This window comes from Microbacterium sp. Y356 (assembly GCF_059445355.1).
On sequence record NZ_JCAIUE010000002.1, the window covers coordinates 168,306 to 181,031 of the forward strand.

Sequence of the window (12,726 nt, forward strand, 5' to 3'; positions counted from 1 at the left end):
TACTGTTTACGTCAGTACGAGAAACGAATTTACGCACCTCAGGAGGGCATCATGAACGACACCATTTCCCGCTTTGGCGGCCTTACAGCCATCGTTACCGGCTCTGGATCAGGGATCGGCTGGGCCACGACGCAGATCCTCGCGCGGGCCGGGGCGACGGTGGTCGCCACGGACATTGCTGAAGACGGACTGCGCGCGCTTGCCGCAGACCTCTCCGGTTTCGACCTGCAGGTGGTCGCGGGCGACATCACTCAGGAGGAGACCGTGCACAAGGTCATCGACGCTGCAGGTGGGAGAGCCGACATACTCGCGAACGTCGCGGGCATCATGGACGGCGTTCTTCCTGCGGACGAAGTCGATGACGCGACGTGGCAGCGCGTCTTCGAGGTCAACGTCACTGCAGTCATGCGTATGACGCGCGCGGTCATTCCGTTGATGCGCGCACACGGATCCGGTGCGATCGTGAACATCGCGTCCGAAGCTGCCTTCCGTGGGTCGGTGGGCGGCGCCGCATATACGGCCTCCAAGCACGCGGTGGTCGGCCTCACTAAGAGCTGCGCTTTCATGTACGGGCCACAGGGCATTCGCACAAATGCCGTCGCGCCCGGTGCGGTGATGACGGGTCTGGACATGTCGTTGAAATCCGAGTACGGCGCGGGCCGTGGCGGCCCCGTTCTTCAGGCGACGATGTCACCTCCGGCTACGGCCGAGCAGATCGCGAGCACCGTCGTCTGGCTAGCGAGCGACGCCGCCACCAACATCAACGGCGTCATTCTGGCATCCGACGGCGGCTGGTCCGTGGCCTGACCCGACTGGTCGGAGGTTTCGGGGTCGGCGTTGGTGCGTCGGTCCCGAGACCTATGCTGGAACGCGCGGATAGGAGGTAGGCAGTGGTCGACGATGTGGCAAAGCCCGAGTGGCCGCGTGGTCTTGCGCTCGCGTGGGGAGCCGTGCCTTCCGCACGACGAGGCCCCAAGCGTGAATTCACGCTGGACCAGGTGCTGGATGCAGCACTCTCCATCGCCGACGCGGACGGTCTCGAAGCGGTAACCATGCCTTCGGTCGCCGCCGCGCTCGGCCTCACAGCGATGTCGCTCTACCGATATGTGTCATCCAAGGACACCCTCCTGCTTCTGCTGCAGGAGCGAGGGATGGGGGTGCCGCCGAGTTCGATCACTCAGGCGGAGGGCTGGCGAGCCGGGCTCGAGGCGCACGCTGCGGCAGCTGCCGCCGTCTATCGCCTCCACCCGTGGATGCTGGACATCACGATCACAGGCATCGCGACAACTCCGAACAATCTCGCATGGTTGGAAGCCGGACTCGCGGCACTTGAGGCGACATCACTGAGTCGTCGGGAACGTGTTGCGGTCGTGCTGCAGGTGGTAGGGCACGCGCGGTTTCGTGCGCTCATCGAGCGCGGCTATGACGAGCGAGCCACCGAGATCGATGCGTCGGTGAGCGCTGTCGCTCTTGATGAAGTCCAACTGATCGGCGATCTCGTCACCAGTGATCGTTTCCCCGAACTGCACGCGACGCTTGCGATGGGAGCTCTCAAAGATGAGAACTTCGACAACTTCGACTTCGGTCTTGCAAGGATCCTCGACGGAGTTGGGCACTACCTGGTTCGGTGATGATCGGCCGTTCGGACGACACGCCGCGACACGCCGAATCGCAGTTTCCACAGGCTGAGTAATGTCTGAACCCCCGCGTAGCGTGCCGCCTGTGGATGGATTTCTGAACGGCTTCGGAGAACCGCGAGATCATGCGCTTCGCGGGGTCAGAAACTCGTCCGGCGTCTGTGGATGAAACGGTGGACAACCTGTGTTGTATCAGTGGAGAGCGGTGGAAAACTACACGGATGTAACTACTAGCCCTTGTGGTCACTCTCAATGTCCGTACCTATATGTAGTATTAAAGTCCCGGCGGGGGGTCTGCCGGAGAATCTAGATTTGAGGGAAAAAAGATGTCGATCACGGTCTACACGAAGCCTTCCTGCGTTCAGTGCAACGCGACGTATCGCGCGCTGGATGCACAGGGCATCGAGTATGAAATTCACGACCTCTCGGAAGACGCTGCGGCGCTCGAGCGGGTCAAGGCGCTCGGCTACATGCAGGCGCCCGTCGTCGTCACTGACGAGGACCACTGGTCGGGCTTTCGTCCCGACAAGATCAGCGAACTCGCTTCACGCTTGGCATAAGGATCTGTCATGAGCGTCGTCGCGACAGCCGCGCCGCTCCTGGTCTATTTCTCCAGTACCTCGGGCAACACGGCCAGATTCGTTGAGAAGCTCGGCCTTCCGGCGCAGCGCATCCCGTTGCACCGCAATGAAGAGCCTCTTCTCATCGACGAACCCTTCGTGCTTGTCACACCGACGTATGGCGGTGGCCAGGGTCACGGCGAGGAGAAGGGCGCCGTGCCCAAACAAGTGATCCGGTTCCTCAACGATGAGAAAAACCGGCGTCATATTCGCGGAGTGATCTCCGCAGGCAATACCAACTTCGGCGAGGCGTTCTGCCTTGCCGGAGAAATCATCAGTCGCAAGTGTCGTGTGCCGCACTTGTATCGGCTTGAAGTATTCGGCACACCAGACGATGTTGATCGCGTGAGCGACGGATTGGAACGATGGTGGGTATTGCAGTTGAAGAGCATGCAGGGCATGACACAGTGACCGAGCAGGTGCAGTTCAAGGTCAACCCCGCTTACGACGGACTTGACTATCACTCGCTCAACGCGATGCTGAATCTCTACGACGCGAACGGCAAGATCCAGTTCGGCGCCGACAAGCGCGCTGCGCAGGAGTACTTCCTGCAGCACGTGAACCAGAACACGGTGTTCTTCCACTCCCTCAAGGAGCGACTGGACTATCTGGTCGAGAAGGAGTACTACGAGGGTGCGCTCATCGAGAAGTACTCGCTCGAGTTCATCCAGAAGCTCAACGACCTCGCCTACTCGAAGAAGTTCCGGTTCGAGACGTTCCTCGGCGCTTTCAAGTACTACACGAGCTACACGCTGAAGACCTTCGACGGCAAGCGCTACCTCGAACGCTTCGAAGACCGCGTCGTGATGACCGCCCTGGGCCTCGCCGACGGCGAAGAGCAGGTCGCGATCGACCTGGTCGAGGAGATCATCTCCGGCCGCTTCCAGCCTGCGACTCCCACCTTCCTCAACTCGGGCAAGGCTCAGCGCGGCGAACTCGTCAGCTGTTTCCTGCTGCGTATCGAAGACAACATGGAGTCGATTTCACGCGGCATCAACTCCTCGCTGCAGTTGTCCAAGCGCGGCGGCGGCGTAGCGCTGCTGCTGTCGAACATCCGCGAGTCCGGTGCGCCGATCAAGCAGATCGAGAACCAGTCCAGCGGAATCATCCCCGTCATGAAGCTGCTCGAAGACAGCTTCAGCTACGCCAACCAGCTCGGTGCCCGTCAGGGCGCAGGTGCGGTGTACCTGAACGCGCACCACCCCGACATCATGCGCTTCCTCGACACCAAGCGTGAGAACGCTGACGAGAAGATCCGCATCAAGACACTTTCCCTGGGCGTTGTCGTTCCGGACATCACGTTCGAACTGGCCAAGAACGGCGAAGACATGTACCTGTTCTCGCCGTATGACGTCGAGAAGGTCTATGGAGTGCCTTTCGGTGACATCTCGGTCACCGAGAAGTACCGCGAGATGGTTGATGACCCTCGCATCAAGAAGACCAAGATCAACGCGCGTGAGTTCTTCCAGACCATCGCTGAGATCCAGTTCGAGTCCGGCTACCCGTACATCATGTTCGAGGACACGGTCAACAAGGCGAACCCGATCAAGGGCCGCATCAACATGTCGAACCTCTGCAGCGAGATCCTGCAGGTGAACACGCCGACCACGTACAACGAGGACCTCTCGTACGATCAGATCGGCAAGGACATCTCGTGCAACCTCGGCTCGATGAACATCGCGCTGGCGATGGATGCCGGTGACCTGGGTAAGACGGTAGAGACGGCGATCCGCGGTCTGACCGCAGTCAGCAACCAGAGCCACATCGCTTCGGTGCGCTCGATCGAAGTGGGTAACGACCGCTCGCACGCCATCGGCCTCGGCCAGATGAACCTGCACGGCTACCTGGCTCGTGAGCACGTGCACTACGGGTCAGCGGCGGGTATCGACTTCACGAACATCTACTTCTACACGGTGCTGTTCCACGCGCTGCGCGCATCGAATGCGCTGTCCATCGAGCGCGGCGTGTCCTTCGACGGGTTCGAGGACTCCACGTACGCGTCGGGTGAGTTCTTCGACAAGTACATCGAGCGCGTTTGGGAGCCCGAGACCGACAAGGTCAAGGAGCTTTTCGCTGGTATGCACATCCCGACCCAGGCTGACTGGACCGCGCTGAAGGACAGCATCCAGAAGCACGGCATCTACAACCAGAACCTGCAGGCGGTGCCACCGACCGGCTCGATCTCGTACATCAACAACTCCACGAGCTCGATCCACCCGATCGCCTCGAAGGTCGAGATCCGCAAGGAAGGCAAGCTCGGCCGCGTCTACTACCCGGCGCCGTTCATGACGAACGACAACCTGGAGTACTACGAAGACGCATACGAGATCGGCTACGAGAAGGTCATCGACACCTACGCCGCGGCAACGCAGCACGTCGACCAGGGCCTCTCGCTGACGCTGTTCTTCAAGGACACCGCGACCACGCGCGACATCAACCGGGCTCAGATCTACGCATGGCGCAAGGGCATCAAGACGATCTACTACATCCGTCTCCGCCAGATGGCGCTCGAGGGCACCGACATGGCTGAATGCGTTAGCTGCATGCTTTGATGTGCGCTGATCATGGATTTTTAGAACAGAGAGAAGCATGATGACCCCCTCACCGAAGCTCAAGCTGGTCGACCACGTACAGGCGATCAACTGGAACCGCATCGAGGACGATAAGGACCTCGAGGTCTGGAACCGTCTGGTGAACAACTTCTGGTTGCCTGAAAAGGTGCCGCTGTCCAACGACATCCAGTCGTGGAACACCCTGACGCCCGAAGAGCAGCTCCTCACGATGCGGGTCTTCACCGGTCTCACGCTGCTAGACACGATTCAGGGCACGGTTGGCGCTGTCTCGCTGATCCCTGATGCGATCACTCAGCATGAGGAAGCGGTGTACACCAACATCGCGTTCATGGAGTCGGTGCACGCCAAGAGCTACTCTTCGATCTTCTCGACCCTTGCGTCGACGAAGGAGATCGACGAGGCGTTCCGGTGGTCCACGGAGAATGTGAACCTTCAGAAGAAGGCTCAGATCATCATGGATTACTACACCGGTGATGACCCACTCAAGCGCAAGGTCGCTTCGACCCTGCTGGAGTCATTCCTGTTCTACTCGGGCTTCTACCTGCCGATCTACTGGTCGTCCAAGGCGAAGCTGACGAACACAGCCGACCTCATCCGCCTCATCATCCGTGACGAGGCCGTGCACGGTTACTACATCGGCTACAAGTTCCAGAAGGGCCTCGAAAAGGAGACCCAGGAGCGCCGCGATGAGCTGAAGGAGTACACCTTCAACCTCATGTACGAGCTCTACGACAACGAGGTGCAGTACACGCAGGACCTCTACGATGGCGTCGGTCTGACTGAAGACGTCAAGAAGTTCCTGCACTACAACGCCAACAAGGCGCTGATGAACCTCGGCTACGAGGCGATGTTCCCCTCCACAGTGACGAACGTGAACCCGGCGATTCTGTCGGCGCTTTCGCCCAACGGCGATGAGAACCACGACTTCTTCTCGGGGTCTGGCTCGTCGTACGTCATCGGCAAGGCTGAGGCCACCGAGGACGACGACTGGGACTTCTGAGTCGCTGACTCAGCTCAGACTCTGTAGGGGCTGACGGGAGGCCCGGAACCGCAGATTTCTGCAGTTCCGGGCCCCCTGTGTCTCCTCACATGCGGACGGTGATCTTGCCGTGGATATTCCTGCTCGACTGCAGCGCGACGGCCTCTCGGATCTCGTCAAGCTCGAAGATGCGGGAGATCGGCACCGTCAGCTCACCCGCGACGATCGCGTCGGTGATGTGTTCAAGCGCGCCGCCGGGGGCATTGAATGCGCCTGTGGTGTGCACGCCGTCCGGGGCCTCGCCGCCGGCTGCGACGGTCGATATCCTCGATGCAGGAACGCCGAGGGCGAGCGCGACTTCGGCGACCTCGGTGCCGAACAGGTCTGCAGCTGCGGTGATGCCGCTCGGGGCGAGCAGACGAACCCGCTCCTCGAGCCCTACCCCGTAGGCGATGGGCTCAACGCCGAGCTCCTCAAGAAACCCGAATGTGCCCGTCGAGCACGTCCCGATGACGCGGGCGCCCGCGAGCCTCGCGAGTTGCCCCGCGAAGATTCCCACGCCGCCGGCGGCGCCGCCGATCAGCACCGTGTCGCCCCCGGCGACGCCAGCCGCATCGATCGCGGCCGAAGCCGTCATACCCGCGACGGCGAGTGTGCTCGCCGTCGCATCGCTGATCCCCTCCGGAGTATGGCGTAAGACGTCGGCGCCCACCGGATCGATGACGATGTGGTCTGCGGCGGCCCGGCCGATGGCGGATCCGTACACGCGGTCGCCCACGACGAAGCCGGTGATACCGTCCCCGACTTCATCAATGACGCCCGCGAAGTCGGTTGCGAAGCGCGCGGGGAGCGATATCCCGAACATCGCCGCTGTTTCGGGCGATGACGAGAACAACCAGTCCATCGGATTCAGACCCACGAACGTGGTGCGCACGCGCACCTCACCCGGGCCTGAGTGTGGCTCGGTTACTTCCTGGATCTCAAGGACCTCGGGGCCCCCGAAGGCGTTGTAGATGACGGCTCTGCTCATGTTGTCTCCAAATCAGTGACGGGACTTAGTCTCATCACTCTACATTCGATGAGACCAAGTCCCGTACACTGGAGTGATGTCACGATGGGAACCCGACGCACCGCAGCGTCTCGCTCAAGCCGCCATCGAGCTGTTCGCCGAGCACGGCTACGACGAGACGAGCGTGATCGACATTGTCCGGCGGGCGGGGCTCGCGAAGAGCACGTTCTTCCGGCATTTTGCGAGCAAGCGCGAGGTGCTGTTCGGTGAGGAAACGATGTCGAAGGCGCTCATCGAGACGATCACCTCTGCCTCCGCGGGTACACGGCCCTTCGATGTCATCGCGCAGGTGATCCGAGTCCTCGATGAGTCTGTGTTCTCATCGGACTATCGCGACGTCGCGGTCCGCAGACGCGCGGTCATCGAAGCGCACCCCGACCTCCGTGAGCGGGAGGCGCTGAAGTCGGCGCACCTAGCCGAAGGCGCTGCTCGCGCATTCGAACTGCATTGCGAATCCAGCGCTGGCACGCGACTTGCAGCACAGCTGTGTCTGTTTGTCATCGCTGAGACTTACGCGCGTTGGGCTGTAGATGGCAGTGCCGTCAGCCTCGGGGAAAGTTTCGTGGCGATAGGGGATCGTGTCCTCGATGACGTGCGAGAAAGAGTTCTCGCCCTGTAGCTGCTTTAGCGCCATTGCAACAAGTAGTCAGGATAAGGCTGAGGACTTCCGTCAGTCGCCGACGCCCTGGAAGTGTTGCTTGTACAGGTTCGGCGGTATCCCAAGCCTGCTCGTGAACGCGCGCCGCATGGTCTCCGCGTTCGAAAATCCGGCGCGTCGGGCCGTGGCGGTGACAGACTCCCCGCGGAGCAGCATGGACTTCGCCGTCTCCACGCGCACATGCTGAACGAACTTGACCGGCGTCATGCCGATCTCGGCGACGAAGATCCTGGTGAGATGTCGAGGGCTGACGCCTGCGATCGCGGCGAGGTCCGTCATCTCGTGCGACTCGGCTGGCGAGGCCATGACCTTCTCGGCGACCAGCCTCACGCCCGCCTGCGCTCCGCGAGAGATATCCAGCAGTGAGGAGAACTGCGACTGACCTCCCGGGCGCTGCACGTAGACCACGAGTTGCTGGGCAACGGCTCTGGCGAGTTCAGGACCGTGATCCGCTTCGATCAGGGTGAGCGCGAGGTCGATGCCCGCCGACACACCAGCCGACGTATGGAATCTTCCGTCGTGCACGAAAAGGGCGTCCGGGATGACGTCGACCTTCGGGTGGATCCGGGCGAGCAGTGCCGCATGGGCCCAGTGGGTAGTCGCCCGTCGTCCATCCAAGGCTCCTACCTGGGCCAAGAGCAGAGCCCCCGTGCACACGGATGCGACCCGCTCGGCAACCTCGACGAGGTGCGCGGTGGCCTCCAGGAGTTCAAGCGGGATTGGTTCGACGGGCAGCGCATCGCCTCCGACGACCACAACCGTATCGGCCCGAACCACTTGGCTCCCAGCGACGGTGTTGATCGAAGCCCCGATCGAGGTGGGGATCGATCCCCCGGTGGGGGAGCAGTATTCCAGCTCATATTCGGCGCCCAGCCGCGTCGCTTCTGCGAAGACCTCCGCCGGCCCGGCGACGTCGAGATGCTTGGCGCCGGGGTAGACGAGGAAGACGACGATGTGATCAGCCATCCCACCAGTATGTCCAAAGATCAGGGAAAGTTGTCAATTCTGACACTCACGAACCGAGCTGTCTGCGACGATGCTTGTCTTACCCCGCGTCGAGCGGGACCGAGTTGGAGGAAGACATGACCGAGACGATCGCGGGGATCACCATCCCCGACACCGAGCTTGTCCGCGACATTACCGAGTACATCCGTGAGCACGAAGACGATCTGCTTTATCACCACTCCCGCCGCGTGTACGTGTTCGGGGCGCTCATGGGGCAACGCCGGGGCGTCGACGTCGACCTCGAACTGCTCTACGCCGGAGCGATGTTCCATGACCTCGGCCTGACGAGCGCATTCCACGACTCGCTCCTCCGATTCGAGGTCGACGGTGCCAACGCCGCTCGTGACTTCCTCGCCTCACGCGGTGTGGACGACGAGCGCACGGCAGCCGTGTGGACCGGAATCGCGCTGCACACCACGCCTGGGGTCCCCGAGTTCATGGCTCCGGAAGTCGCGCTTGTCACGGCCGGAGTCGAGACAGACGTCCTGGGCATTTGGTACCAAGACCTCACCGCCGCCGAGATCGAAGCCGTGACCACGATCCACCCGAGAGTGGATTTCAAGAATCAGATCCTCAACGCCTTTGCGGAAGGCAACCGTCGGCGTCCGGATAGCACCTTCGGCAATGTGAACGCAGACGTGCTCGCGCACTACATGCCGGGGTACGTGAGGGGCGACTTCGTGGAAGTCATCCGCTCGAACTCGTGGCCAGAGTGAATCGCACGGGGCGGATGCTCCGGCATCCGCCTGTTTCGTCATTCCAGAGCACCCACCCGGGTATCCTGGACAGAGCATTCACTATAGGAGGCACCCCGTGATTCTCAGCTTCATCATCTTCCTGGTCCTGTTCCTCGGCGGGATCGTGCTGATGGGCATCTCGCACGGTCTGCCAGACTTCCAGGCGATCGTCTTCTGCGCGGGCGTGCTCGTCTTCAGCCTTTCGATGGCGTGGATCATGCGCGAGGGCAAGAGCGGCGCTACGCGTCGTTCGAACAACTGGGATGGTGGCCCCGCCGCCAACTGAGGTGGCAACAGGGTCGTCCTGTTGACCCCACGCGTGCAACTGGCGGCAATCGCTAGCCGCAACTGAACAGCCCCGGCAGGCTGAGTGCTCTCGGACCCCAATTCCGAGAGCCCCCTGTTCGAAGGAGAACTGTTCCATGCACGCATTTTCACGTGGCACCCGGCGGCGAGGACTCATTTCGCTCGTCCTTGCCGTACCCCTGACCCTGGCTGTCGGCATCGGTGGAGTCGCCGCCGCACCGCAGCCCGTCGCCACCGGCAATGAGGGCAATCATGGCAAGCCGCCGGTGCTGGAGTCCAGAGACAAGGACACCATCAAGGTCAAGGGCCGATACTTCAAGGACCTCAACGCAAATGGTGCGCTGGACGTCTACGAGGACTGGCGAAAGCCCGTCGACGATCGTGTGGCCGATCTCATCGGCCAGATGACGCTTGAGGAGAAGGCCGGCCTCATGCTGATCGACACGCTCAACGCGTCATGTGACATCGCAACCGGTGAGTTCGGCACTGTGCCCGCGCTCGCGGCCGACTACATCGGTGAGCAGCAGATGCACCGTTTCATCTTCCGCAACGTGGTGGATGCCGGTGACCGGGCGGAATGCGCCCCCGCGGGTGGCGGATTTTCCACCAACGTCACCGTGACGCCTGCCGAAGCCGCAGAATTCATGAACGCGATCCAGGAGCAGAGCGAAGCGACTCGTCTCGGCATCCCCGTGCTGTACAAATCCAACGCACGCAACCACATCGATCCGCAGGCAAGAGCGGGCATCAACGAGTCGGCCGGCGCCTTCTCGCCGTTCCCGAAGGAGGCGGGCATCGCCGCGGCGGCGCTCGGCGAACAGGCTCTGCAGACCGGCGAAGCGACCGACGGAGAAATGTCCGTCGTCGATGAGTTCGCCACCGTGATGGGAGACGAATGGTCATCGATCGGCCTGCGTGGCATGTACGGCTACATGGCAGATCTCTCCACCGAACCGCGCTGGTACCGCACGCACGAAACATTCACCGAGGATGCTGATCTCGGCGCGAACATCGCCAGGCAGCTCGTCGAGTCGCTTCAGGGCGAGGTTGGCAAGGATGGCAACTCGCTGAGCGCGGACAGCAACGTCGCTCTGACCATGAAGCACTTCCCGGGCGGTGGCCCGCAGGAACTGGGTCTTGACCCGCACTACTCCTTCGGCAAGGCGCAGGTCTATCCCGGTAACGCATTCGGCTACCACCTCAAGCCGTTCGAAGCCGCCATTGAGGCGGGCGTCTCCTCGATCATGCCGTACTACGGCGTGCCCGTCGACGTCACCTACGAAGGTGTGGACTACGACGAGGTCGGCATGGCGTTCTCCGATCAGATCGTCAACGGCCTGCTGCGTGACCAGATGGGGTTCGACGGCTACGTGAACTCCGACACCGGCATCATCAATGATCGTGCGTGGGGACTGGAAGAGGCCACCGTGCCTGAGCGCGTCGCAGCGGCGATCAACGGCGGAACCGACACCCTGTCCGGATTCCACGACGTGTCGACGATCACTGATCTGGTGGATACCGGTCTGGTCAGCGAAGAGCGTGTGACGCTTGCCGCTGAGCGCATGCTGGCGCCGATGTTCGAGATGGGATTGTTCGAGAACCCATATGTCGACCCGGCTCTCGCGGATGCCACGGTGGGCAGTGAAGAGCACCAAGCGAGCGCTCTGGACCTGCAGCGCAAGTCCACCGTGCTCCTGCAGAACGAGGAGAACGATGGCGAGTCGCTCCTTCCGCTCAAGGGCGGCGAGACGGTCTACGTACTCGGCAACATCGACGCTGCGGAGGTCGAGGCGGCCGGCTTCGAGGTCATCGACGGCAACGACTCGGCAGAGCCGCGTACTGCTGCCGACGCTGACGTCGCGCTCATCTCGATGACGGCGCGCAACATCAACACTGGCGCCTACGCCAGCAACGACCCGGCAACGGGCCTCAACAGCGACCACATCAACCCGAGTGTGATCGACGGTGTCACTGGACTCGACGGGCAGAGTTCTTATGGCGCGGCTGACGCGTGCGTCGTCACCGGTACCGGCTCCTGCACGGACTCCGGTCTGCGTTTCGGCGGTTCGCTGCCTTGGGAGTCGAGCATCCTCGACTTCACCGGCATTGCGCAGTCCGAGTCGTGGGAGGTCACCCCGGCGCTCGACTCGGTGCAGCAGGTGATGGCCGAGGTTGGTGCCGAGAACACCGTTCTGGACATCTACTTCCGTCAGCCGTTCGTGCTCGACGAGGAGAGCGGCCTGCGCGATGCTGGTGCGATCCTCGCCAACTTCGGCAACACCACGGCGGCATTGATGGACGTCGTCTCCGGCGAGTTCAACCCGCAGGGGCGCTTGCCGTTCGCCCTGGCAGGCACGCGTGAGGCTGTTATCGAGCAGAACAGCGACACTCCTGGCTATGACGAGACCGAAGACGGGGCGCTTTTCGCCTACGGGTTCGGCCTCAGCTACGAACAGGACTGACGCTCAGCACGCGAAGCGCCGTCGGGGTGTCAACCCCGGCGGCGCTTCTTCCGTGAATCAGCGCCGCTTCGCCAATCGTGCTTCCAAGGTCGCCCTCACGGCCGGCCACTCTGGCTCGATGATGGAGAACTCCACGCTGTCGCGAAGCGCACCGTTGCGGTAGCGGGAGATGGCCCGCATCACGCCGTCCTGCTTCGCCCCGAGGCGCTCGATCGCAGCACGGGACTGGAAGTTCACCCACTGGGTTGTCAGCCCCACCCGGTACACCCCGAGCGTTTCGAACGCATGCCGCAGGAGCAGCAGCTTGGACTCCGCGTTCGTTCCCGTGCCGTGGGCGGACAGGCGGTTCCAGGTGTAGCCGATGTGCAGACGCGGCACGTCAGCGACCAGGTCGTAGAAGGTCGTCTGCCCGATCACACGTCCGGCGGCATCGAATGCGGTGAACGGCACCATCTCACCCTTCTCGCTGAGTGCGAGGCGACGCTCGATCTCGGCGGCGACTCCATCAGGTGCCGGCACGGATGTGTACCAGGCTGTCTCCTGTAGGTTGCCCTCCTTTACGGCCTCGACGAGGCCGTCGTGGTGGGTCCGATCAAGGGGTCGCAGCTCGACCAGGTTGCCGGTGAGGGTGACAGGGGCGGGGGAGAGGAGGAAGGCCATGAATCCATTCAACACCGGGG

Annotated in this window: 13 protein-coding genes; 10 read left to right on the forward strand and 3 right to left on the reverse strand. The window is 62.2% G+C overall.

The annotated features are described in order from the left end of the window. The first annotated feature begins 51 nt into the window (after positions 1–51). From AC1C2Q_RS14485 to nrdF, 6 genes are all read left to right on the forward strand, one after another. Entirely contained in the window at positions 52–807 is a 756-nt protein-coding gene (locus AC1C2Q_RS14485; protein ID WP_495450685.1) for an SDR family NAD(P)-dependent oxidoreductase, read from the forward strand. Positions 808–890: 83 nt separating this feature from the next. Then, the gene (locus AC1C2Q_RS14490; RefSeq protein WP_495431936.1) at positions 891–1,631 is read left to right on the forward strand and encodes a TetR/AcrR family transcriptional regulator; all 741 of its coding nucleotides are present in this window, start codon (positions 891–893) and stop codon (positions 1,629–1,631) included. 332 nt (positions 1,632–1,963) lie between these two features. Further along, positions 1,964–2,197 (forward strand): glutaredoxin-like protein NrdH, encoded by a 234-nt coding sequence (gene nrdH, locus AC1C2Q_RS14495; protein ID WP_495431937.1) that lies wholly within the window; start codon positions 1,964–1,966, stop codon positions 2,195–2,197. A 9-nt stretch (positions 2,198–2,206) separates the two neighbouring features. After that, entirely contained in the window at positions 2,207–2,668 is a 462-nt protein-coding gene (nrdI, locus tag AC1C2Q_RS14500) for a class Ib ribonucleoside-diphosphate reductase assembly flavoprotein NrdI (protein WP_495450686.1), read from the forward strand. Further along, the gene (gene nrdE, locus AC1C2Q_RS14505; RefSeq protein ID WP_495450687.1) at positions 2,623–4,809 is read left to right on the forward strand and encodes a class 1b ribonucleoside-diphosphate reductase subunit alpha; all 2,187 of its coding nucleotides are present in this window, start codon (positions 2,623–2,625) and stop codon (positions 4,807–4,809) included. Before nrdI ends, nrdE begins: the two co-directional genes overlap by 46 nt. Before the next feature lie 40 nt (positions 4,810–4,849). After that, on the forward strand, positions 4,850–5,830 hold the full coding sequence (gene nrdF, locus AC1C2Q_RS14510) for a class 1b ribonucleoside-diphosphate reductase subunit beta (RefSeq protein ID WP_495432175.1): 981 nt from the start codon (positions 4,850–4,852) through the stop codon (positions 5,828–5,830). A gap of 85 nt (positions 5,831–5,915) precedes the next feature. On the opposite strand, the gene AC1C2Q_RS14515 is transcribed toward nrdF, so the two are convergent. Then, the gene (locus tag AC1C2Q_RS14515) at positions 5,916–6,839 is read right to left on the reverse strand and encodes an NADP-dependent oxidoreductase (RefSeq protein ID WP_495450688.1); all 924 of its coding nucleotides are present in this window, start codon (positions 6,837–6,839) and stop codon (positions 5,916–5,918) included. Positions 6,840–6,915: 76 nt separating this feature from the next. Between AC1C2Q_RS14515 and AC1C2Q_RS14520 the strand changes: the two genes are divergently transcribed. After that, positions 6,916–7,497, forward strand: a complete 582-nt coding sequence (locus AC1C2Q_RS14520) for a TetR/AcrR family transcriptional regulator (RefSeq protein ID WP_495431960.1) — start codon at positions 6,916–6,918, stop codon at positions 7,495–7,497. 51 nt (positions 7,498–7,548) lie between these two features. On the opposite strand, the gene AC1C2Q_RS14525 is transcribed toward AC1C2Q_RS14520, so the two are convergent. Continuing rightward, positions 7,549–8,502, reverse strand: a complete 954-nt coding sequence (locus tag AC1C2Q_RS14525; protein ID WP_495450689.1) for a GlxA family transcriptional regulator — start codon at positions 8,500–8,502, stop codon at positions 7,549–7,551. A 116-nt stretch (positions 8,503–8,618) separates the two neighbouring features. On the opposite strand from AC1C2Q_RS14525, the gene AC1C2Q_RS14530 reads away from it, so the two are divergent. From AC1C2Q_RS14530 to AC1C2Q_RS14540, 3 genes are all read left to right on the forward strand, one after another. Then, positions 8,619–9,257, forward strand: coding sequence for an HD domain-containing protein (locus AC1C2Q_RS14530; RefSeq protein WP_495450690.1), 639 nt, complete (start codon positions 8,619–8,621; stop codon positions 9,255–9,257). 97 nt (positions 9,258–9,354) lie between these two features. Then, positions 9,355–9,564 (forward strand): hypothetical protein, encoded by a 210-nt coding sequence (locus AC1C2Q_RS14535; RefSeq protein WP_495450691.1) that lies wholly within the window; start codon positions 9,355–9,357, stop codon positions 9,562–9,564. A gap of 136 nt (positions 9,565–9,700) precedes the next feature. Further along, complete coding sequence (locus AC1C2Q_RS14540) at positions 9,701–12,046, forward strand: glycoside hydrolase family 3 protein (RefSeq protein ID WP_495450692.1); 2,346 nt, start codon at positions 9,701–9,703, stop codon at positions 12,044–12,046. Positions 12,047–12,103: 57 nt separating this feature from the next. Here AC1C2Q_RS14540 and AC1C2Q_RS14545 read toward each other — a convergent pair whose 3' ends face one another. Continuing rightward, positions 12,104–12,706, reverse strand: coding sequence for a GNAT family N-acetyltransferase (locus tag AC1C2Q_RS14545; RefSeq protein WP_495450693.1), 603 nt, complete (start codon positions 12,704–12,706; stop codon positions 12,104–12,106). Positions 12,707–12,726 lie beyond the last annotated feature (20 nt).

Excerpts from the sequence above, each read along its gene's own strand:
- nrdE (WP_495450687.1), top strand. The coding sequence starts at position 2,623 with ATGGTGGGTATTGCAGTTGAAGAGCATGCAGGGCATGACACAGTGACC.
- AC1C2Q_RS14540 (WP_495450692.1), top strand. The coding sequence starts at position 9,701 with ATGCACGCATTTTCACGTGGCACCCGGCGGCGAGGACTCATTTCGCTC.
- AC1C2Q_RS14525 (WP_495450689.1), bottom strand. The coding sequence starts at position 8,502 with ATGGCTGATCACATCGTCGTCTTCCTCGTCTACCCCGGCGCCAAGCAT.
- AC1C2Q_RS14515 (WP_495450688.1), bottom strand. The coding sequence starts at position 6,839 with ATGAGCAGAGCCGTCATCTACAACGCCTTCGGGGGCCCCGAGGTCCTT.
- AC1C2Q_RS14485 (WP_495450685.1), top strand. The coding sequence starts at position 52 with ATGAACGACACCATTTCCCGCTTTGGCGGCCTTACAGCCATCGTTACC.
- AC1C2Q_RS14520 (WP_495431960.1), top strand. The coding sequence starts at position 6,916 with ATGTCACGATGGGAACCCGACGCACCGCAGCGTCTCGCTCAAGCCGCC.
- nrdH (WP_495431937.1), top strand. The coding sequence starts at position 1,964 with ATGTCGATCACGGTCTACACGAAGCCTTCCTGCGTTCAGTGCAACGCG.
- AC1C2Q_RS14545 (WP_495450693.1), bottom strand. The coding sequence starts at position 12,706 with ATGGCCTTCCTCCTCTCCCCCGCCCCTGTCACCCTCACCGGCAACCTG.
- nrdF (WP_495432175.1), top strand. The coding sequence starts at position 4,850 with ATGACCCCCTCACCGAAGCTCAAGCTGGTCGACCACGTACAGGCGATC.
- nrdI (WP_495450686.1), top strand. The coding sequence starts at position 2,207 with ATGAGCGTCGTCGCGACAGCCGCGCCGCTCCTGGTCTATTTCTCCAGT.
- AC1C2Q_RS14530 (WP_495450690.1), top strand. The coding sequence starts at position 8,619 with ATGACCGAGACGATCGCGGGGATCACCATCCCCGACACCGAGCTTGTC.